This window comes from Bacillus sp. AFS015802 (assembly GCF_002561455.1).
GTDB lineage: Bacteria > Bacillota > Bacilli > Bacillales > Bacillaceae_B > Rossellomorea.
The window spans coordinates 102,727-123,603 of record NZ_NTUP01000003.1 but is presented as its reverse complement, the minus strand read 5'-3'; the positions used below and the strand labels follow the sequence as shown (position 1 = coordinate 123,603).

25 protein-coding genes are annotated in these 20,877 nt (G+C 43.5%); 5 read left to right on the top strand and 20 right to left on the bottom strand.

Annotation, left to right across the window (positions count from 1 at the left end):
* Window positions 1-7 precede the first annotated feature (7 nt).
* The 3 genes from CN378_RS02195 to CN378_RS02185 are packed head-to-tail and all read right to left on the bottom strand — an operon-like array spanning window position 8 to window position 2,655.
* Entirely contained in the window at window positions 8-670 is a 663-nt protein-coding gene (locus tag CN378_RS02195; protein ID WP_098350292.1) for a 3-oxoacid CoA-transferase subunit B, read from the bottom strand.
* Window positions 649-1,347 (bottom strand): 3-oxoacid CoA-transferase subunit A, encoded by a 699-nt coding sequence (locus tag CN378_RS02190; protein WP_098350291.1) that lies wholly within the window; start codon window positions 1,345-1,347, stop codon window positions 649-651. Before CN378_RS02190 ends, CN378_RS02195 begins: the two co-directional genes overlap by 22 nt.
* Window positions 1,348-2,655 (bottom strand): aspartate aminotransferase family protein, encoded by a 1,308-nt coding sequence (locus tag CN378_RS02185; protein WP_098350342.1) that lies wholly within the window; start codon window positions 2,653-2,655, stop codon window positions 1,348-1,350.
* Window positions 2,656-2,999: 344 nt separating this feature from the next.
* Here CN378_RS02185 and CN378_RS02180 point away from each other — a divergent pair, with 344 nt between their 5' ends.
* Window positions 3,000-4,790, top strand: coding sequence for a methyl-accepting chemotaxis protein (locus CN378_RS02180; protein WP_179884768.1), 1,791 nt, complete (start codon window positions 3,000-3,002; stop codon window positions 4,788-4,790).
* Window positions 4,791-4,857: 67 nt separating this feature from the next.
* Here CN378_RS02180 and CN378_RS02175 read toward each other — a convergent pair whose 3' ends face one another.
* Window positions 4,858-5,007: a YjcZ family sporulation protein gene (locus tag CN378_RS02175; protein WP_098350289.1), complete on the bottom strand. Its 150-nt coding sequence runs from the start codon at window positions 5,005-5,007 to the stop codon at window positions 4,858-4,860.
* A 164-nt stretch (window positions 5,008-5,171) separates the two neighbouring features.
* Between CN378_RS02175 and CN378_RS02170 the strand changes: the two genes are divergently transcribed.
* Window positions 5,172-5,753, top strand: coding sequence for a DUF502 domain-containing protein (locus CN378_RS02170; protein ID WP_098350288.1), 582 nt, complete (start codon window positions 5,172-5,174; stop codon window positions 5,751-5,753).
* A 123-nt stretch (window positions 5,754-5,876) separates the two neighbouring features.
* On the opposite strand, the gene CN378_RS02165 is transcribed toward CN378_RS02170, so the two are convergent.
* The 4 genes from CN378_RS02165 to rsgA all read right to left on the bottom strand — a co-directional run bounded on the left by CN378_RS02165 (window position 5,877) and on the right by rsgA (window position 8,657).
* Window positions 5,877-6,377: a PTS sugar transporter subunit IIA gene (locus CN378_RS02165; protein WP_098350287.1), complete on the bottom strand. Its 501-nt coding sequence runs from the start codon at window positions 6,375-6,377 to the stop codon at window positions 5,877-5,879.
* Between the two features lie 110 nt (window positions 6,378-6,487).
* Complete coding sequence (gene msrB / locus CN378_RS02160) at window positions 6,488-6,910, bottom strand: peptide-methionine (R)-S-oxide reductase MsrB (RefSeq protein WP_098350286.1); 423 nt, start codon at window positions 6,908-6,910, stop codon at window positions 6,488-6,490.
* Complete coding sequence (gene msrA, locus CN378_RS02155) at window positions 6,907-7,449, bottom strand: peptide-methionine (S)-S-oxide reductase MsrA (protein WP_098350341.1); 543 nt, start codon at window positions 7,447-7,449, stop codon at window positions 6,907-6,909. The genes msrB and msrA overlap by 4 nt, the downstream gene beginning before the upstream one ends.
* A gap of 179 nt (window positions 7,450-7,628) precedes the next feature.
* Window positions 7,629-8,657, bottom strand: coding sequence for a ribosome small subunit-dependent GTPase A (gene rsgA, locus CN378_RS02150; protein WP_257140965.1), 1,029 nt, complete (start codon window positions 8,655-8,657; stop codon window positions 7,629-7,631).
* Between the two features lie 332 nt (window positions 8,658-8,989).
* On the opposite strand from rsgA, the gene CN378_RS02145 reads away from it, so the two are divergent.
* Window positions 8,990-9,730 (top strand): DUF4397 domain-containing protein, encoded by a 741-nt coding sequence (locus CN378_RS02145; protein ID WP_098350285.1) that lies wholly within the window; start codon window positions 8,990-8,992, stop codon window positions 9,728-9,730.
* A gap of 66 nt (window positions 9,731-9,796) precedes the next feature.
* Here the strand turns inward: CN378_RS02145 and CN378_RS02140 are convergent, their stop codons facing one another.
* The 3 genes from CN378_RS02140 to CN378_RS02130 form a co-directional block, all read right to left on the bottom strand.
* A complete protein-coding gene (locus CN378_RS02140; RefSeq protein WP_098350284.1) occupies window positions 9,797-10,384 on the bottom strand; it encodes a YpmS family protein in 588 nt (195 codons plus the stop codon).
* Window positions 10,381-11,211 carry an SGNH/GDSL hydrolase family protein gene (locus CN378_RS02135; RefSeq protein WP_098350283.1) on the bottom strand — a complete coding sequence of 277 codons (831 nt, stop codon included), beginning with the start codon at window positions 11,209-11,211 and terminating at the stop codon, window positions 10,381-10,383. The genes CN378_RS02140 and CN378_RS02135 overlap by 4 nt, the downstream gene beginning before the upstream one ends.
* 103 nt (window positions 11,212-11,314) lie before the next feature.
* The gene (locus CN378_RS02130; protein ID WP_257140964.1) at window positions 11,315-12,292 is read right to left on the bottom strand and encodes a nucleoside hydrolase; all 978 of its coding nucleotides are present in this window, start codon (window positions 12,290-12,292) and stop codon (window positions 11,315-11,317) included.
* A gap of 221 nt (window positions 12,293-12,513) precedes the next feature.
* Here CN378_RS02130 and CN378_RS02125 point away from each other — a divergent pair, with 221 nt between their 5' ends.
* Window positions 12,514-13,005 (top strand): PCYCGC motif-containing (lipo)protein, encoded by a 492-nt coding sequence (locus CN378_RS02125; protein WP_098350281.1) that lies wholly within the window; start codon window positions 12,514-12,516, stop codon window positions 13,003-13,005.
* Between the two features lie 81 nt (window positions 13,006-13,086).
* On the opposite strand, the gene CN378_RS02120 is transcribed toward CN378_RS02125, so the two are convergent.
* The 3 genes from CN378_RS02120 to CN378_RS02110 all read right to left on the bottom strand — a co-directional run bounded on the left by CN378_RS02120 (window position 13,087) and on the right by CN378_RS02110 (window position 15,133).
* The gene (locus tag CN378_RS02120) at window positions 13,087-13,929 is read right to left on the bottom strand and encodes a DegV family protein (RefSeq protein ID WP_098350280.1); all 843 of its coding nucleotides are present in this window, start codon (window positions 13,927-13,929) and stop codon (window positions 13,087-13,089) included.
* Window positions 13,930-14,124: 195 nt separating this feature from the next.
* Window positions 14,125-14,376 carry a DUF2535 family protein gene (locus CN378_RS02115; protein ID WP_098350279.1) on the bottom strand — a complete coding sequence of 84 codons (252 nt, stop codon included), beginning with the start codon at window positions 14,374-14,376 and terminating at the stop codon, window positions 14,125-14,127.
* Between the two features lie 106 nt (window positions 14,377-14,482).
* A complete protein-coding gene (locus CN378_RS02110) occupies window positions 14,483-15,133 on the bottom strand; it encodes an SOS response-associated peptidase (RefSeq protein ID WP_098350278.1) in 651 nt (216 codons plus the stop codon).
* Between the two features lie 186 nt (window positions 15,134-15,319).
* Between CN378_RS02110 and trhA the strand changes: the two genes are divergently transcribed.
* Window positions 15,320-15,958 carry a PAQR family membrane homeostasis protein TrhA gene (trhA, locus tag CN378_RS02105; protein WP_098350277.1) on the top strand — a complete coding sequence of 213 codons (639 nt, stop codon included), beginning with the start codon at window positions 15,320-15,322 and terminating at the stop codon, window positions 15,956-15,958.
* 42 nt (window positions 15,959-16,000) lie between these two features.
* On the opposite strand, the gene CN378_RS02100 is transcribed toward trhA, so the two are convergent.
* From CN378_RS02100 to CN378_RS02075, 6 genes are all read right to left on the bottom strand, one after another.
* Window positions 16,001-16,723: a lysophospholipid acyltransferase family protein gene (locus tag CN378_RS02100; protein WP_257140967.1), complete on the bottom strand. Its 723-nt coding sequence runs from the start codon at window positions 16,721-16,723 to the stop codon at window positions 16,001-16,003.
* A 119-nt stretch (window positions 16,724-16,842) separates the two neighbouring features.
* Window positions 16,843-17,334 carry a dihydrofolate reductase gene (locus CN378_RS02095; protein ID WP_098350276.1) on the bottom strand — a complete coding sequence of 164 codons (492 nt, stop codon included), beginning with the start codon at window positions 17,332-17,334 and terminating at the stop codon, window positions 16,843-16,845.
* Window positions 17,331-18,125, bottom strand: a complete 795-nt coding sequence (locus CN378_RS02090) for a thymidylate synthase (protein ID WP_098350275.1) — start codon at window positions 18,123-18,125, stop codon at window positions 17,331-17,333. Before CN378_RS02090 ends, CN378_RS02095 begins: the two co-directional genes overlap by 4 nt.
* 23 nt (window positions 18,126-18,148) lie before the next feature.
* Window positions 18,149-18,838: an anthrax toxin lethal factor-related metalloendopeptidase gene (locus CN378_RS02085; RefSeq protein WP_179884767.1), complete on the bottom strand. Its 690-nt coding sequence runs from the start codon at window positions 18,836-18,838 to the stop codon at window positions 18,149-18,151.
* 307 nt (window positions 18,839-19,145) lie between these two features.
* Complete coding sequence (locus tag CN378_RS02080) at window positions 19,146-19,736, bottom strand: YpjP family protein (protein ID WP_098350273.1); 591 nt, start codon at window positions 19,734-19,736, stop codon at window positions 19,146-19,148.
* Window positions 19,737-20,013: 277 nt separating this feature from the next.
* The gene (locus CN378_RS02075; RefSeq protein ID WP_179884766.1) at window positions 20,014-20,790 is read right to left on the bottom strand and encodes a class I SAM-dependent methyltransferase; all 777 of its coding nucleotides are present in this window, start codon (window positions 20,788-20,790) and stop codon (window positions 20,014-20,016) included.
* Window positions 20,791-20,877: the final 87 nt, after the last annotated feature.

Genomic DNA, 20,877 nt, shown 5'->3' with positions numbered 1-20,877 from the left:
TCCCCCCCTACCCTATATAATTGATCACGGGGCTTAAGATGTAACGGGCATCTGTCGTCTCTTTAATATCTTTAAGCGTGTAGGGATTGAAAATCTCCCGCAGGATCAGTTGATCGTTTTCAATAAAGAATACAGCTCTGTCCGTGATGATCATCGACACACACCGGCTCGCTGTTAATGGGAGGGTACATTCCTTCACGATTTTACTCCCGCCGTTTTTATCTAAATGTGTCATCAGTACAATGACTTTCCTTGCTTTTGAGGCAAGTTCCGTTGCTCCCCCCATCCCGGGAACCTTTTTACCGGGGATGATCCAGTTGGCAAGATCCCCCTTTTCGCTTACCTGCAGGGAACCGAGAATCGTTAAATCGATTTTGCCGCGGCGGATCATGGCAAAGGCGATGGAGCTATCTGTATAACACCCTCCATTCATCAGGGAAACGGGGAATCCTCCTGCATTACACAAATGTTCATCTTCATATCCTTCCCCTGGTGCAGGACCGATGCCAATAATCCCATTTTCAGATTGAAAAACGACCGGAAACCCCGGAGGAAGGTGATCCGGGACGAGGGATGGGATGCCGATCCCCAAATTGACGATCATATTTTCTTTCACCTCGAGCGCCGCACGTTTTGCCATCTTTACCTTCAGTTCGCTTCCCAAGCCCATTTCCAATCGACTCCTTTAGACAACACGATATGATCAACAAATACACCTGACGTGACGATCTCCTCTGGATCCAGTTCACCATACCCCACCACTTCCTCCGCCTCCACGATCGTTATATCCGCAGCCATCGCGATAAGTGGATTCGTATTCCTTGCGCTCTTATCATAAATGAGATTTCCGAACGTATCGGCTTTTTTCGCAAAGACGATGCCCACTTCTGCCACCAATGCACTCTCATATAAATAACGATTCCCGTCCATTTCAAGAAAGGTCTTCCCTTTATTCAAATAAGGATCATCCACCCCTATTTCGGTTACGACCCCTTTTAACCCGACTCCACCAGCCCTGATTCTTTCAGCCAAAATTCCCTGTGGAGAGAATTCGACCTCAAGCTTCCCTTCACTCATTAACCGGCCTGCGATCGGATTAGAACCTATGTGTGAGGCAATCACTTTCTTCACCCTATTCTGAGCCACCAATTGTCCGATGCCGATATGAGGAAATCCTGTGTCGTTTCCAATGATGGTCAGATCCTTTACACCCCACTTCAATAGATGGTTTAAAATGGTAGGAGGGGATCCCACCCCTCCAAATCCCCCGAACATCATGGTCATTTCATCATGAAAGAAATGCTTGATTTCTTCATAATCACTCATTTTGTTGTGATGATTGGACATCTACTTCACCTTCCAATTCTCTGCAGCCGTTTGAAAGGTTCTTCTCAGCCTTTTTACCATTTCCTCAAGTTCCCTTTTCGTACTGTTCAATGGTGGTGCAACCATGATTGCAGAGCCTTTCCTGCCATCGATCCCTGCGGCTGCGGGGTATAATAATATTCCATTATCCACCCCGGCCTGAACGATGAAAGAAGTATATCCCGCACCACGCTCATCAAATTCAATCCCCCACATAAGGCCTCTTCCCCTGATATCCTGAATAACGGAAAATTCATTCTTACATTTCTCCAGTAGATTCTTCAGATAGACGCCTTTTCCATCGACTCCTTCAATGATATTTTCCGAATCGATCAGTTTTAGAACGGCTAATGCCGCAGTTGCAGACATCGGATTTCCACTGAACGTATGGCCGCTCATGACCACTTTGCTTCCATTTAAAATCGGCTCCATGATTTTCTCTGAAATGAGGGTGGCCGCAATGGGAGCGTATCCAGCACTCAGACCTTTACCGATTGCTACAATGTCCGCCTTGACGCCCCATTGCTCCAGAGCCAAAAAGGTCCCCGTCCGCCCGCACCCGGTCATCACCTCATCTGAAATGAATAAAATATCATGCTTTTCGCAGATATCCTTGATCCGCCCATAATATCCCTTTGGAGGTGTGATGGCCCCCCCTGCCGCACCAATGATCGGTTCTGCAATAAATGCAGCGATATTTTCAGCACCTATCCTGGATATCATCGTATCCAATTGGGAAGCACAGGCAATGTCGCATGATGGATATGTCTTACCAAATGGACAGTGAGCACAATAAGGCGGTTCGATGGTCGGCCAGTCCCCTAAAAACGAATCGAAACGTTCCCTTCTCGAGGGATGTCCCGAAGCCGATAAAGCCCCAAAGGTGATACCATGATAACTGAGCCACCTTGATAATATCTTCCTTTTCATTGGCTTCCCCTGTTCCTGCCAATGTTGAATGGCGATCTTGATGGCTGTCTCCACAGCCTCAGATCCACTATTCACGAAAAAGGTCCAGGGATAACCCGTTTTGTCATTCAAAAAGGACGCTAAATCCTCTGCAGGCTGATTACTGAACTGAGATCGATACACGAATGCCACTCTGTTTCCCTGATTCACGATTGATTGAAGAATATCCTCCATACCATGTCCAACATTTGCCGTCACTGCCCCTGAACAGGCGTCTATATATTCTTGTCCTTCGGTGTCATATAAAAAAACACCCTTCCCATAATCGATTGTCGGATAATGTTCCCCGATCAACGGTTTTATTAAATGCGAATGAGGCATTGTTCCCCCTCCTGAAAGAATCAGATTCGTACTCTCTTTCGATTCGCTCATCTGGATGCTCATCAAGATTTCCCTTATTTTATTCATATGTATGAAAAACCGAATCTTTCTTTTTTTATTAAAAAAGCATTCATTAGTTGAGCTTTTTCAAATATTGTTTTTGTTTTCATCTGAAAATCAGTAACAATAGTTCCCCTGTTTTCTATGATTGAAATATACTAAAATTCTCAAAAATTCGACAAAATTTCTTTAAATACACTAGATATATTAGGTCGATATGTATAAAATAATGGTAAGTTCATCCTATGATGCTACTTTTTGCTTATCTTCAGGAGGGGGAAACGGTGAAAAAGACTAGAGAAAAACTACTAAAAGCACCAATAAGAAAGAAAATGAAAAAAGAAGGATCTAAAAAGACATTTGGTATCTTTTCTTATTTTCGTACGATAAGGGGAAAAGTAGTCCTGTCCTTCGGGTTATTGACCATTGTCCTGTTAGTCCTCGCAACTACTTCATACCTCAATATGATGAAGCTGGAAAAAGAGATCGACACGTTGATCACGTATGATATGAAGGTCGATACGAAGGTCAAGGATCTTTCAAAGGTTTTAAATGAAATCGAAATAGGGGAACAAGGGTTCGTCATTACCGGCGCAACTGGTTTTCTGGCACCCTACCAAAATGGTAAGGGTGAAGTGGAAGCAAATATCGAGAACTTGAATGCTCTATTGAAAGACGACCCGGAACAGCTTGATAAAATGGATAAAATCGAAGCTCAATACGGTTTTTGGATCCAGTTTGTCGACCGGGTGATTGAAACCAGGAAAGATAAAGGCCTTGAACAGGCAGCAACACTCGTAGAATCAGGCACAGGGAAAAAGTATCTGGATGGAATCCGCTCGTATGTAGATATGATCGTTGTCGACCAACAGAAAGATCTCGATAACCGGATCGAATCCCTTACCCGGCAAGTGCAACTGTCTCAGATCGCCACCATCGGCTTATCGGCATTCGCCGTTCTTTTAGCGGTTTTCTTTGGAATCATTTTATCTCATACGATTAAAACCAATACCAGGAAAATTAGTCGTTCGATTTTAGAAATTGCCAACGCGGGCGGGGATTTAACGAAACGGATCCATGTGAAATCGAAAGATGAGCTGGCCGGCCTTGCCTCTGATACGAATCAGCTTATCGGCGGGATTGCCACCCTTGTCAAGCAGGTTTCTGAAATGGCCGAAAACGTCTCCGCAAGCAGTCAGGAGCTTCTTGCTTCCGCAGAGGAAACTTCACGTACAATCACTTCCATTGCAGAAACCAGCAGTGAAATTGCCGCGGGTAGTGAGCAGACCACCCATCGCATGTCATCGTCCTTAGAGAAAATGAATAGCCTTGAGGAAGCAGCACGCTTTTTATTCAATCAGGCGGAACTCGTAAGACAAACCGCACGTGATATGAGAGTCGTGGCGGAGAAAGGCGGAAAAACCGTCCAAGCTTCTTCATCTAAAATGATGAGTATCGAAGAAACCATGTCCAATACCAGTGAAACTGTTGAAGCCTTGGGAGAAAGATCTTTACAGATCACCACAATCATCGGCACGATCACAGATATAGCAGAACAAACCAACCTCCTGGCATTGAATGCTGCCATCGAAGCAGCCCGGGCAGGGGAACACGGCAGGGGATTTGCCGTCGTAGCCGATGAAGTCAGGAAGCTTGCTGAACAATCCAGACAGGCTGCCAAGGGAGTGACGGAAATCGTACACAGCATCCAGGAAGAAGTCAATATCATCATCAAGCAAAACTCAGAAGGCGTAAACGAAGTCATTGCAGGTGTTGAGATCACCAATGAAACCAACGCATCCCTTGAAGATATCTTAAGTCAAACGACGAAAACAACGGTGGTCGTTGATGAAATGGTAGATCATATCCAACAGACCCTTAATCTCAGCCAGGAAGTGGCCACTTCATTTGCCCATGTAAATGAAATTGCGGAATCCACTGCTTCCAACACAGAAACCACCGCCGCTGCCTCGGAAGAAGGATCTGCTGCCATGGAGCAAGTCACGGCAAGTGCGTCAGAGCTTTCCCAGCAGGCCGAAAAATTGAAAGAACTCATATCAAGCTTTAAAATCTAAGACAAAAAGAGCTGTCGACGCGACAGCTCTTTTTTCTTCTTCATTTTCAAGTATCATCAAAAACGGATTAATGTCCGCAGTAACAAACGGCTCCAATAATAATCAACAGGATGAATAATACAACGATCAACGCAAAACCATTCCCGCCACAGCCGGCAACCGGATAAGCATACCCACCTTGATAACATGGATCACAACAACCGTAACCATAGTTCATACCTATCACTCCTCAAAAAATTATTTATTTACCTTATACTCTATGTCATACACCTAGAAAGGGTTTGTGCATTTGCCCATTTAATTTCCGGGTACACCTTTTCGGGATCGAATTCTTTCTATATAATAAGGGGAGTTTCTAGAAAAGACGGGAGATATGACGGTATGAAATGGTTTTTCAAGTCATTTATTAATGGTGTGCTTACGATTGTTCCGATCGCCCTTGTGGCATACGTTGTATATAAAATGTTCCTATTTTTCGATGGGTTATTAGGGAACGTGTTAAAGCCTTACCTGGATGAAAACTACCTCCCCGGTATCGGGCTGCTCGCCACCATCGTTCTCTTGACGGTCCTCGGATGGCTTTCCACCAAATTCTTCACAGGTACCATCATCCGGATCGTGGATGTCATCTTACAAAAGATCCCTTTCATCAAAACGATTTACTCGGTGATCAAGGATACGATCCATTCCTTCCTGGGAGAAAAGAAGTCATTTTCAAGAGTGGCCCTCGTCACGATGCCCGGTACCACCATGAAATGTCTTGGATTCATTACGACAGAGGACCTGGAAGATCTGCATGATGATCTTCGCGCTCACGTGGCCGTATACATTCCCCAAACCTTTCAGGTCGCGGGCGTGACCTTTTTGATTCCGAAGAGTGATGTTGAAATCCTTGATATTAAATCGGAGGAAGCGATGAAATTCATTCTTTCAGGAGGGATGACGACGAAGAAGGAAACATAACGGAGATAGTGGATGGATTTTGATAAGGGTGAAGGTTGTGTCGTAGTCTACCAGCCCTTTCCATTTAAACAGTTTAACCCATAAAAAAAGACCGGCAACTTTCACCGGTCTTTTCGCTCTTCATTATTTTGAAGAAATCTCCAATACTTCTTCCTGTCCTGCTGTCACGCTTGCCACGTCTTTTTTCACGACATCGCCCATATCATCACCATTTGTGATGATGATCGGTGTGATCGTGCTTTTAGCCTTTTCTTTTACAAGCTCAAGGTCATACGTAATCAATGGATCTCCGACGCTGACTTTTGAACCTTCTGAAATATGGGCTTCAAAGCCTTCACCGTTCATCGAAACGGTTTCAAGTCCGATATGAATCAAAATTTCAGCACCGTTCTTCGCCTTGATGCCGACTGCGTGTTTTGTCGGGAAGAGCTGCATGATCTCCCCGTCTACTGGTGAAACGACCTTTCCCACCGTCGGATCGATGGCGATACCATCTCCCATCATCTTTTGGGAAAACACTGGATCCGGAACCTCTTCAAGAGATTTCACGGTACCCGTTAAGGGTGCTACGGCATTGATTGTTTTAGGTGCCTCTTCTTTTTTGCCAAAAAGCTTTTTAAGCATCTTCATTCACCTTCCTAATCATATTTTTTAAATACACATATGTAACTCAATGTAAACATGAGAGATTCATTGTAGCACATATGTGAATGTTTTCACAGCAATTCATTATGTTAAAATAACTTCTTATAACTTCCGTACCCTTCTTCTTCAAGCTTCTCTGCAGGAATGAATCTGAGAGCGGCGGAATTGATGCAGTAACGAAGTTTTGTCGGTCCAGGACCGTCATTGAACACGTGACCCAGGTGAGAATCCGCATCCTTGCTTCTCACTTCCGTCCTTACCATAAAGTGACTTCTATCTTCTTTTTCTGATATTTCCTCTTCATCAATCGGTTTGGTGAAGCTTGGCCAACCACAACCGGCATCGTATTTGTCCTTGGAGCTGAAGAGAGGTTTTCCTGAAACGACATCAACATAGATGCCTTCTTCGAACGTATTCCAATATTCGTTTCTAAACGGAGGCTCCGTCCCATTATTCTGGGTGACATCATATTGTTCGGGTGTTAACTTTTTCTTAAGATCCTCTTTACTCATTTCTTTTCCCCCCAATGATTTTCAATAAACGCAACTCTTCCTGATCCCCTGCTGTATCGATTATAATGACCGGGATTCTTCTTATAATAATCCTGATGATAGTCTTCTGCAGGATAAAATTCCTTAGCTGGCAAGATCTCTGTAGCGATGGGCTTTGAAAAAATCCCTGACTGTCCCAGCCTCTTCTTGGACTCTTCTGCCAACCGTTTCTGCTCTTCATCATGGTAGAAGATGACCGTCTTATACGATTGTCCGCGATCAAAGAACTGTCCACCGGGATCTGTCGGGTCGATTTGCTGCCAGTACACTTCTAATAACTTCTCATAAGGAAAAATAGACGGGTCATATTCAATTTGGACCGCCTCATAATGACCAGTCGTTTCACTGCACACTTCCTTATAGGACGGATTGGGAACGTGGCCCCCTGTGTATCCTGATATGACACTGCCTATTCCGGGCTGTTCATCAAACGGTTTCACCATGCACCAGAAACACCCGCCGGCAAAGGTGGCTTTTTCATACGTTGAAGCCTCTGACATGTTCATCATCCTTTCCATCTCATTCTCTTTCACTATTCCCTTTGTATGAGATTTTAACGCATTCCCTTTAAAAAGGGAAAGTATTAAGCTTGCTGAAACGGTTTAGTCTACGGTTTGAAAATCCCTTCCCTTTGTTCATTAAAAAAAGAGTGCCCTCCATTAAAGGGTCACTCTTCTGTTCAATATTTAAGTTTCCTCTGTTTTCCGATACTTTTCCACTTCTTCCGTTCCAATGACTCGAGCCGCTTATTCCCGCGTCTCTCCATATAAGCGATCTCCCGTTGGAGCTTCTGGTAGTGTTCGAACCTTTCCACGGACAGGCTGCCTTCTTCAATCGCCATCTGAATCCCGCAGCCGGGCTCATCTTCATGACGGCAATCACTGAATCGGCAATGAAGGGCGTATTCCTCAACGTCCTTATAGTGGGTTGATAACCCTTCCTGCCCCTGCCATAGTTGGATTTCCCTCATCCCGGGTGTATCGATGATCGAAGCACCATTTTCCAATAAAAACAACTCCCGGTGGGTTGTTGTATGCCGGCCTTTATCATCGGATTCCCTTATTTCCTTCGTCTTCTGGACGTCATAACCTACAAGGAGGTTGGTTAACGTGGATTTTCCCACACCCGAGGAACCGACGAGGGCAACTGTCTTCCCCTTATCCAGGTATGGGAGCAGTTCTTCGATTCCCTCTTGATTCACGGCGCTGATGGTAATGACCTTCACCCCAAGCAGCGTGTCTTCCACTTCCCTTTTTTTCTCTTCTATTTCAGTACATGTATCGGCCTTCGTCAGGACGATGACTGGGTTTGCCCCGCTTTCCCAGCAGAGAAGCAGATAGCGCTCCATCCGTTTATGGTTCAAGTCATCATTTAATGAAGAAAGGATGAATACAGTGTCGATATTCGTTGCAATAATCTGCTCTTCTGCTTCATTTCCTGCTTTTTTTCTTGAAAATTTACTGGTACGCGGCAATACTTTTTCAATGATGGCCCCTTCCCCGCTTAGGTGGACCCAGTCCCCTACGGCGGGAAGATCTTCTCGCTGGACGGTTTCAAATCTGAGCTTTCCGGAAATCTTACTCAGTACTTCGCCTGTTTTTGTCATGACCATAAAGGCACCCCTTTGCTCGGTCACGACCCTTCCCAATATATGGCCATCTTCTGTCAGGTGGTTCATCATTTCAAAAACTGTTTCTCTATTATTCACCTTGTTTCCTCCCAAAAATAAAAAATCCATTGCGTGGTTCCCCACATCAACGGATTTTTCATTGTAGAAGAAATAAAAATGAAAAATTAAATCATCCCGTATAAAGTGAGTTGACGTGAAGAACCAATATGCTGCGTATTTACATTAGACGTTAGCTCCATTAATGATAGGTTCATATGACATCACCCACTTTCTCAATTAGTACCTTCATTATCCAATATTTTCATCTCGATTGCAAGGCATATTTTTGATTTTTGAAAAAATAGGTCCTTTCACCATTTTTCCTTTCCGGCATATTCTATTGTGTTAATACAGAAAAGGGAGAGATACGGATGAGCCAACATGATTATTTAACGAAAGCGGCGATGTATGACTTATTATCCGGTTATTATAAATATACTGATCCATCCATGCACGTGCATTATTATCAGAAGCATCTTAAGTATATGAGGCTTGCCATGCAGGCGCAGCGGGCTGACATGACAACCTCCACCCAGCCATCTTATGTACGCGTGTTACACGCCGTCCCTGATGCACCGAATGTTGATGTATATGTAAATGGTAATCGTGTACTGCGGGATGTAGCCTTCAAAGATGTAAGCGACTACTTAACACTACCTGCCGGTAAGTATCATATTGATGTATATCCAGCAGGAACAAGTGTGACGACTGTCATTAGTAAAAAAGTAAAAATCGATCCAGGAAAAATATATACCCTTGCAGCAGTAGGGACACTGAATAAAATGCAATTGCTTCCATATCTCGACGACCCGACTGTCCCTACGGGAGAAACAAAGGTGAAATTCATTCACCTTTCTCCTGACGCCCCGGCCGTTGATATCGCAGTAAAAGGCGGGGATGTCATATTCCCGGATATCTCCTTCAAACAAGCGACCGATTATCTCGGATTAACCCCGATGACCGTTAATCTCGAGGCCCGGGTCGCCGGAAGTAAAAACAGTGTGTTAAGCGTTCCGAATGTGAAACTGAGCCCTAATCAAGCCTATACGATCGTAGCCGTCGGATTGGCAAACGGAACCCCTGAACTGGAAGCACTCCTACTAAAAGGGTAATTTCTTCGACCAAAAAAGAGCTGTTCCAAAGAAAAAGGTGACTTCTCCATGGAAGTCACCTTTTCTTTATTGGGCACGGTCCACAGGAACCAGCAATCTGAATGAAATATCATCTTCCTTCAGGTTGAATTCATTTGCCCGTACTTTAATATCGCTTTTCAACTTCATGTCCTGCAGTGAAACGTAAATCAATTCATCATTGGGTTGGATTTTCACCCAGTCAGGGAAATTATACGAATCCCTGATCACCTTTAGGACATAGGAAACCGGAAGATTCAGTGAACCTACTGAGATGGATTTCTGCTTCAAGAGAATGTCACCATTTTCAAGCGCCTTCGGTTCGAAATCCAGCTTAAAGTCCAGGTTTGAAGTGAAGACTGGGACGGAGCCGAGAAGTTCAACATCATCCTTGAGCTGAACGTCGTAATCCACCGGTCCCTTCATTCCTTCTTCTTCAATATAGTGTTCAATAATGAGATTTAAGTCCTTTTTGTTGGTCTCTACATTGAACCCTACTTGTTGATTGGTATTTTGATTGTCCTTAGGCAGGGCATCATCCTTTACAGGCATAAAGATCATGGACACGATGATGACGAATCCCAGGATGATCATACCTAAAAGGACAAAAAATCCTACCTTCCATTTGTTCTTCATGACGGCTGCTCCTCTTCCTCACCAGTATCTCTTTTATCTGTCAATACAGCTAATGTTTTCCCGTTTGCCAAATCCGTAAACATTCGATCTGCGATCAATTTGTACCCCTCATCGTTAGGATGAAAGTAATCTTCATATAATAAGGTATCTCCTGCATCAATGAATAAATCCTCGATCTTCACAAATAGTGTCTTATCATACCCCGACAGTACCTGCCTGCTTGCTTCGTTCCATGTCTGGATCACTTGATTGACCTCATCGATATCTGAAAACCAAGTGTTAAATGGATTGTACAAACCTACCAGCACGATGCCGGCTTCCGGGTTATATTGTCTGATCGTTTCAATGATTTCTTGTAACCGGAGTTCATATTGCCGTTTTTCCTCCTGAAATACCTCTAACTTCAAGTGTGATAAATTTTCACGGAAAATTTTCATCACATCGTTTCCACCGATGGTGATCATCACTAAATCTGACTCCTGGATGGATGCTTTCACATCTTCCTTCTTCAGTCTTTTTAATAATTGATCTGTACGGTTTCCCCTGACTCCATAGTTATGAAACTGGGCATCCTTAATCCCGTCCAATGACTCCAGGCTTTTTTCCAAATATGGGACATACCCGCCATTTTTTGTACTGTCACCCACACCTTGAGTCAGTGAATCCCCTATTGAAACCACCTTTAAGTTCTTCGGCAGAAATGTTTCATTGGGCATTTCTTTATCCCAGTTGGATACTTCCCTTGTAATATGATCAGCAGCATCTTCTAACGAACATCCCGACAGAAAAAAAACAAAAGCGAGCATGAGAACGGTTATTTTTTTCATATACGTCACCTCGCTTACTCTTTACATAGTATTATATCACGGTTATACCCTGGTAAAACATCCATACACTCATCAAGCGGTCAACCTTGTTTAGGAATGATCCCTATCTGCTCGGACCTGATTGCAAGGTCGCAAATACTTCAGTAATGAATTCACCATAATGGAATTGTTTCGCGATTTTATGAACGGGCCACGGTGCTTTCTCTGAAGACTTCCTAAAATCCCCGATGCTTTGGCCAAAAGTGCAGCCAGTATTGACGGCCACACGGATCGGCACTTCCTCGAACACCATTTTGTCCCCATCGGCCAGGGCCCACATAGCGAGCAAATCATGTAGGGGGCTTCCAGATATATCAGGGTAAGTCTTCTTGTAAAACTCATAGTAATAATCCACCATCGGTTTGATGATCATTCCGACCTTATCACCTGATTTCACATAGAATTCATGCAGCTGATCGATCATGAGAGGGGTAATGAGTGCATACATTGTAACATCCAGCGGGATGAGGTGTATTTTCTTCGGTGCAAGCTGAATCAAGATATTGGCAGCGTAAGGATCTCCATAGAAATTGGCTTCTGCCGACGGGGTAACATTTCCCGGAACGTTGAATGCCCCGCCCATCACATAAAACTCTTTCACTTTTTTCATCGTTTCGGGATATAAAACAAAGGCCGTGGCCAAAGAGGTTAATCGACCTGCAGAGTATATATATATTTCTCCGGCATATTGGTCAATGAGTTGCTTGACCTCATAGAAATTCTCACTGATGTCAGAAGGATTAAATTCAATCCCTTCAGGAGTGATCGGCCCGAGACCTGCCACCCCATGAACCTCGGGATAGAATAGTGGCTGTGTGCCGGTCAACCCTGAAACCGCTCCACCGATCACCGGGATATTCGTTATCCCGGTTATGCTTTGCAGGTATTTCACATTTTTCAGTGCATCTTCTCTGGAAACATTTCCATAATCCGATACAATCCCGACGATTTCGATCGTATCGCTATAATAAGCATACAGGACCGCAACGATATCATCGATTCCAAAATCTGAAAACACCAATACTTTTTTCTTGGCAGACAATGACAGACACTCCCTTTCGCCTATGATCATGCATATGGATAATAAGGAAGCTTCCGGTTACCGTTTCATGAGTAAGCACTTCTTATCTATTATATTTCTATGATATGATGGATGCGGTTATGAGGTCGCAACAATATTCATAAAATCATCAAGAATTGGTACAAACCCGCATACACTTAATTGGTACAATGACTATACAGCCAAAACGAAAGGTGAATGATATGAAGAAAAATCTTTTATTGTATTTCACGCTTGTGATCAGTTTACTAGGGATCCTTGCCGGTTGTTCGAGTGAACAAAAGGAAGAAGCCCAACATGATCATAATCATACTGCGGCAAATGGGGATATCCGAGAGGAAACGGATTCTGTTGAAATCCTTCCCTCTTTTCTTGACGGTAAGGATGATAATATGAAACTCATCTATTCATCCGCCGCTAAAAATCCCGACCTGCTAAAATATATTCCCTGCTACTGTGGATGCGGAGATTCTGCCGGACACGAAAGCAACCTTAATTGCTTCGTTTATAAAACCGAGGGAGATAAGGTCGTTTGGGATGACCACGGAACCAGATGTGAACTTTGCTTAAAAATTGCAGCGGAATCCATCGTGAAATATAAAAATGGTGAATCCATCAAACAAATCAGGACTTTTATCGATGAGCAATATAAAGAAGGTTATGCAAAGCCAACACCTACACCGATGCCTTCATAAGACAGCAGGCTTGTCCTGCTGTCTATTTTTTATGAAGGCAAAAAAGACGAAAAGGATTTATTCCCTTTCGTCTTTCTGTCATCAATCTGTATAGTACATAAAACCGATCGCACCGATACCCGTGTGCGTGCTGATAATCGGTGTCGTCGGAGCGATTTCGATTTGATCGTACCCCGTTTTTTCTATGATTTTGGCTTTCAGGTTCTGCGCAAGATTCAGTCCATCGGCGTGTACGAGCCCTACTCCGCGGACGGTCTTTCCTTTCACGTCATCCACGAACTGTGAAGTTAAGTACTTCACTACCTGTGAATGGCTTCGAACTTTCGCAACAGGAGTATACTCTGCTCCTTCTAATGAGGCGATCGGCTTGATATTGAGCAGGGAACCAATCATGGCACGGCCTTTTCCGATCCTCCCGCCTTTCACAAGATTTTCAAGTGTGTCCACGACGACAAACAGCTTTGTGTTTGAACGGATCTCTTCGATGGATGCAAGGATTTCTTCCATGGACTTTCCTTCTTTAGCGAGCTTTGCCGCTTCAATCACCTGAAAACCCAATCCCTTGGAGATAAAACGCGAATCCACAACGGTCACATCTGCTGTCGACATGTCTGCAGCAGACTCTGCCGAGCGAACGGTCCCGCTCATATTACCTGTCATATGTATGGATAAAACGTTAGAACCGTCTTTCCCTAATTCATCATAAAGTTCAACAAACGACCCTGCCGGAGGTTGAGAACTTTTCGGCAATTCCCTCGAAGCCTTCATTTTCTCAATAAAGCTTAAAGGCGAAAGATCTACTCTATCTAAGTATGTTTCTCCATCAATGGAAATGGACAGAGGAACCACATGAATATCCAATTCTTTTACAATGTCATCCGATAAATCTACTGTCGAGTCTGTTACAATCTTAATTTTGGTCAATTTTGCCACATCCTATCTACCATATCATAAGTATTATATCGTTAAATGCCGGGGATTTAAATAGATAGTCAGCATTTAACCCCAACTGAATCCTTGTGTAAATGAGGGAGACCCACATTCTTCATAAGGGAACTCATATAAAAAGGGCTGATCCTGCGCAACCTTCACGCGAAAGGACCAGAACCCCGAAAATAATTATGCATTATTCTTCAATTCTGCTGATTGATAGATTTCTTCGTACTCTGACCATTTCGTCGTTCTCTTTAAATGTTCTCTAAAGCTGAAGATGGTCCTAGGCTCATTTTGATTGATGACTTTAGTGATGAATTGATTCAGCCTAAGATTTACCCTTAGGAAGAGCGGGCTATCTTTCTGCAATACAGGAACTTCTGAGATTTTGACCTTCCGTCCATACTTTGATTTGAACTCGATGGTTTTTGTCAGCAAAGTATCAATCCTCTTTTTCACCCGTTTATGCTTATATTATACCCTATTTACGTGCGCGTAAAATGTCAAATCGTGCAAAAGTGCGAATATTTTTTTACATTTCTTATTAAACGGGGACAATGCATTCCGATGTATCATGCTTAGGAGAGTTTACGATGGACGAAACTTGATATCCTTTCATTCTTTCAGGCGTAAGTGGCTTTAAAATGGAAGCAGCCTGTTCAAAGGAATATTCCTCAGTATTAAGCCACTTTTCGATATCTTCACGGTTTGTGAGCATCACCGGCATTCTTTCATGGACGTCTCCTACCAGAGAATTGGCTTCTGTGGTAAGGATTGTCGACGTGGTGACCTCCCCGTTCCTGTCCCATAGTCCCGCAAATACAAATGGCGCTTCATTTTTTAATTGAAATCTTACCGGAACCTTAGCGGAGTTCTCCTTCTTCCACTCATAAAAGCCATCGGCAAAGATCACCATTCTCCTTGAGTGTACAAGGGATTTAAAACTCGGTTTGTCAAGGAGCGTTTCACTTCGCGCATTAATCAATGGTTTCCACTTCGAGAGCTCTGCCCAATGAGGGACAAGTCCCCACGTTATGGTCCCTGCCCTCCGCTTACCATTGTGGGAAATAAGGGAAAGGATACTCTGAGAAGGAGCAATATTGTATCTCGGCTGCCACTCTTCCACAAATTCATCAATCAAGTATTGTTTCACCAATTCTTCTAAAGGGGTCGTCAAGGAAAATCTACCGCACATATCTGCCACCTCTTCGTCGTTTCTTTTATTAGAAATATACACCATTCTATACGCGAATCCAAACGTAATACGTCAGCCCTTTACTACGTTAATGATTGCACAATACCGGAAAGAGGATTATCATGAATATATACTAATCACTCGTTACGCAGTCAATGAGATGATCTTAGAAAGGATGAGATTTCTTTGACATATGATTTCGATTTTTCCAATTGGAAAGAAGAAGTTGCAAACGCCATTACTCATGGCATCGGATTGATTTTGAGCATACCGGCATTAGTGATGTTGATCATTTTCGCCGTTCATGAAGGCTCCGCTTGGCATATTGTCAGCTTTTCTATATTTGGGGCTTCCATGATTCTCCTATACCTTTTTTCTACCCTCCTGCACAGTTTTAAGCCATCAAAGGTGAAAAATCTTTTTGCGGTATTGGATCATTCGGCTATTTATGTCCTGATTGCAGGAACCTATACACCCTTTATGCTTGTCAGTGTAAGAGGAGCGCTCGGATGGACCTTGTTCGGAATCGTGTGGGGTCTTGCCATTGTGGGAATTGTATTCAAGTGTTACTTTGTTCAACGCTATCAGGTGGTATCCACCCTTTTCTACCTTGTGATGGGCTGGCTTGTGATCATTGCGATTAAACCACTGTATGCGAGTTTGACCGCTGCCGGATTCGGACTTCTCTTGACGGGGGGGATCATGTATTCCATCGGCGCCATCTTCTACGTGTGGAACAAGCTCCCATACAATCACGCAATCTGGCACCTTTTCGTTCTTGCCGGAAGCAGCTTTATGTATTTCTGTATCCTGTTCTATGTCTAAGATCCCGATAAAAAAGGTCCAGCCAATGGCTGGACCTTTTTATTAGGATGCATTTTTCATTTGATCCAATGAACCCTGAATGATTCCTTGAACCTCCATAGATAACTCTTTTACGTCCCTATCGGCCACATACGCGGAAGAAAGTGACGGAAGGATCTCGACATATATGTCGCAGGGTTTGATTCCGCGGCGTTGATTCTCAAACATATCTGCCGTCCCCTTTATGACAACCGGCACAATCGGAACACCTGCCTCCTTCGCCATTCGGATGCCGCCGGTCTTGAATTCCTTCATCGCTTGCCCTTTGTTTCTGGTCCCTTCAGGAAATATAAGCAGGGAGTGCCCTTTTTTCAACACCATTCCCCCCTCACGAATCGACTGCACTGCCTGTCTCCGGTTTTTACGATCAATGAAGACACATGAAATCATCTCCATCCAATCACTTATGATAGGCAGTTTCTTCACTTCCATCTTGGAGATGAATCCAAAAGGTTTTGGAATGGAACCCAGCAGGACAGGGACGTCAAAATCCCCTGCATGATTCGAGACGAACAGGACCGGCCCTTCTGGAATGTACTCCTGACCCTTGGTATGAACATGACTTCCGGTTCGTTTCATGATCCCCCTCGACCATCTTTTAGGCAGAGCATGAACTATTTTGTCCCGTTCTTCAACAGGCATGTGACCGCCCAGTTTCTTCACCTTGCGAAGAGTCGGGATACTATAAAGAAGGTAGATCCCCATATAACTCAATACATATATCATTCTAAACACTGTCTTATCCTCCTTGAAACTCCTTTTCTTATTATACAGGACCCCTTTGGGATGGACTATAAAAAAATCAGGGCGATGCCGCTCATTCTCTAAGCAGCATCCCCCTGAATTTATCGTCTATTTCTCGCATAGATTTTAAATTCATAATCGTAAGGATTCTTCTCATCCTTTACACCCTTTTCAGAGGAAATGCAGGTGAATTCCTCCCATGGGATGGAGGGCATGGTCGTGTCCCCTTCAAATTCATGATGTATATGAGTGACATAAAGCTTCTCAACGTGGGGAATGAACTGCTTATAGATTTCTCTTCCCCCCATGACAAAAACTTCGGACTGTCTTGCTTCCGACCATTCAAGGACCTCATCCACCGAGTGGAGAACGAGACATCCTTCCGGCTGAAAACCTGTATTTCGGGTCAAAATCACATTTTCCCGATTCGGAAGCGGCTTGCCGATGGAGTCGAACGTCTTTCTTCCCATGACGACCCCATGCCCATTCGTCGTCTTCTTGAAAAATTTCAAATCCTCCGGCAACCTCCATGGAAGTCCATTATCTTTCCCGATCAGATGATTCCGATCCATTGCCCATATAAACGAAATCATACACTCACGACTCCTTTGATATGTGGATGGGGTTCATAGCCTTCCAGTTTGAAGTCTTCAAAGCTGAAACCGAAGATGTCTTTGACTTCAGGATTGATGGTCAGCTTCGGCAGCGCTTTAGGTTCCCTTGAAAGCTGCAAGTTTACTTGATCAAGGTGGTTCTGATAGATATGCACGTCACCGAATGTATGGACAAACTCACCGGCTTCTAAATCACAAGCCTGGGCCACCATCATGGTTAACAGCGCATAAGAAGCTATATTGAATGGTACCCCAAGGAATACATCGGCAGAGCGTTGGTATAATTGACAGGATAACTTCCCATCCGCTACGTAGAATTGGAACAGGCAGTGACAGGGAGGCAGCGCCATATGATCGACATCGGCAACATTCCATGCGCTGACGATCATCCGTCTTGAGTCGGGATTGTGTTTAATTGTATCGATGAGATTCGTGATCTGGTCGATGGTTTCACCGTTCGCACCTGACCATGACCTCCATTGATGTCCGTATACGGGGCCCAATTCACCATTTTCATCCGCCCATTCATTCCAGATGCGGACGCCATTTTCCTGAAGATAGGCAACGTTGGTATCTCCTTTTAAGAACCAGAGAAGTTCATGGATGATGGATTTCACATGAAGTTTTTTCGTGGTTAGAAGGGGAAAGCCTTCCTGTAAATCAAATCGCATCTGATAACCGAACGTGCTGATTGTTCCCGTACCCGTCCGATCTTCCTTCTTTGTCCCATTTTCCAGTACGTGTTTGCACAAATCCAGATACTGTTTCACATTGACCACACCTTTTTATAAGTTTATAGTTCGTTAAAAAATCGATATGTTGCCGGTGCCTTTTGCTTTAGTAGATTCCTAGTTTCGGAATTCAGGTAATACATAGCAAATGTTTCAGCAAAATATTCTTCTTTGTAATGAAGGAAATAAGGTTCCCCCGGGAATAACCGTGGTGCTTCCCTTTTCCAAAGGGGTAAGAATTCCAAATCATAATATAGATCCGTTAAGACATAGCGGTCGATGCTGTGGGCGAGCTCATGAAGCTCTAAATTGTATGAATTATGCCCCTTCCCTTTTTCACTTTGACCGATCTTAACTAATACAAGCTTTGAACCACCTATTCCAGGGACATCATCCCATGTGATACTTTTATTAGTGTACCCTCTGGGGGTGACTCCTTTCAAGTGACTTGTTGTAGAAAAATCGGTTAATTTTTTTTGGAATAATCGTATTTTAATTTCCTTCGCTTCAGTGGATTTGAGGAGAGGTGTAGGAATATGGTCCAATCGCTTAATCATTTCCATGGCCTCTTCCTGATCAAACGTTGATTCGGGTAATAGAATCATATTTTCCAATTCATTTCCTGATTGAAGGTCCAAGTGGGTTTTAAGGGGAGAATGCTTTAAGAGGGTTCCATTGTAGTCAGCTTGTGTGTGAGTCCATAAGATGAAGAGAGTGATCGAAATCCCAAGGATGATGAAGGTGCGCTTCACTCCTATTTCCTCCTTTCCACTAGAAGATTAACGTATAATACTATTTTACCATAATGATAGGTGTCGTTTTTAGGAGAGATTATTTCCAATAACTAAAGCGGAGGCGGCTCGCTCTGACCCGACAAGCATAAGGCAGGATTGCTCTAAAGGCGGTTTTTGCCTTTTTGGTGTTCAAGGCTTATGACCTCGAGGGACTAGCCGCCGGAGCTGGATGACACTAAAGCGGAGGCGGCTTGGTCAGGCCCGACACAAAAAAACAAGCACGCTCATCCACGTACTTGCTTTGTTTGATTATATTTATGTTAGCTCAGGATACGCTCATCCATTGCGGAGGAGTGTTTTTATCCCAATAAATGCTTCCAAGTTCATGGTGAGCTTGGAATCGGTCATGCACCGTATGATAGTGAAAATTGAAATAATAGCCATCCATTGGCGGATGATCCTTTCTTACATGAAAACGGATGACATCTTCACCGGATCGCTCGTCATAGATATGAAAGATCTTTTCAGTTTTGGCATATTGAGGTACTTCTGAGATGGTCAGTGACGTTAAATCTTCTTCTGGAAACTCTGCCGCTGTATCAGCGATCGCTTTTTCGATTTTTGGAAGGATCAACGATTTGAATTCATCTTCTATGACGGGCTTTATCCTGGTCCCGAATTTTTCGTAGGCATTTTTCTCGGCTTGTGCCAGCATCGTTTCTATAAATACATCATGGGATATGACAGTCTCTTCTTCCCGTGCTTCCTCGGGAGTTGATTCCACGGACGAGGGCTTGCCATTATTCTTTGCAAGGGCATGATTATCTTCATTCAGAAAGGCTTGCGATGGAGAAACAAGTCCAAAAGTCAGGATGGATAATAGTATAAAAAACGATTTCTTGAGCCAGATCGACATAGATAACGTCCTTTCCTATGTAATACGTCTATTATTATACTACTTCTTACGAATAAAAAGTGAAAAAGGTTTCATTTTTTTGTAGGATATAAAAATCTTTATGTGGTAGTATATTAATGAGGATAATTTGTAAGGAGGATAACTAAATGGATACTGGAATTATGATCAATATCGGATACATACTTCTATTGGGTTATTTTATTGTACTGGGATTCACCGATTAATAAGAAAAAAACCGGACAGGCTGAAGATGCCTGTCTATTTTTATTCCGTCCTTTTATAACCGGATCACCCCGAAATGAAATTTGGCCGATGGTCTTTTCACTGCGTCGAAGCCCATTTCTTCAAATAGGGATGATTGATAGTGTTCTTTTAAAACGACCCGCCTTTTGGCCACTCTTTTCGCTTCATTTATTCCTTCTTTGGTGACCCCTGTATAACTTGCCCACTGCCTGATTGGATTGATTCCATGAGAATCATTCAATGCCTCTTCAAACATTGGATCGATGTAAACGACATCAAATGCATCATCTTCTATCTTCTTTAATTCTTCCTGAAATTCTCCATTGATGAGGGTGATCCGTTTCATTGCATTATTTAATTCTGGTAGTGGGGACACCCAATCCTGAAGTCCATGAAGAAGGATATGGGCAATATATTTATTCGCTTCGATACCCGTTACTCTCCCGTTGTCACCCACAATATGACTCGCGATGATGCTATCTGAGGCAAGCCCGAGGGTGCAGTCCAGAAAGCTCATCCCTTCCTTTAGGTCTGCCGCTTCTATGAGCGGATCTTTCTCTCCCCGCATGAGCCTTTTTATTCTAAAGGAGGCTGAATTGGGGTGAAAAAAGAACGGCTCGCTATTCTCTTCCCTGGTATGAAGTTCAAGTCGTTCTTTACCGATGACCAGGCAGTCCTGATCAACGCTTTCCATATGATGGCGAATCGATCGTTTTTTCCTCGGAATGTATGGAATAGAGAGGACATCGGCTGCCTGTTGCGCTTTTGCTATTACATTCTGATTTGCTCTCCCACAGGTCGTGACAAACACGTTCATGATTCTCCTTTGACTGTTCATTTTTCTATCATTTCATTATCCTACCACAAAAAAGGAACGGATGATCTCACCCGTCCCTTT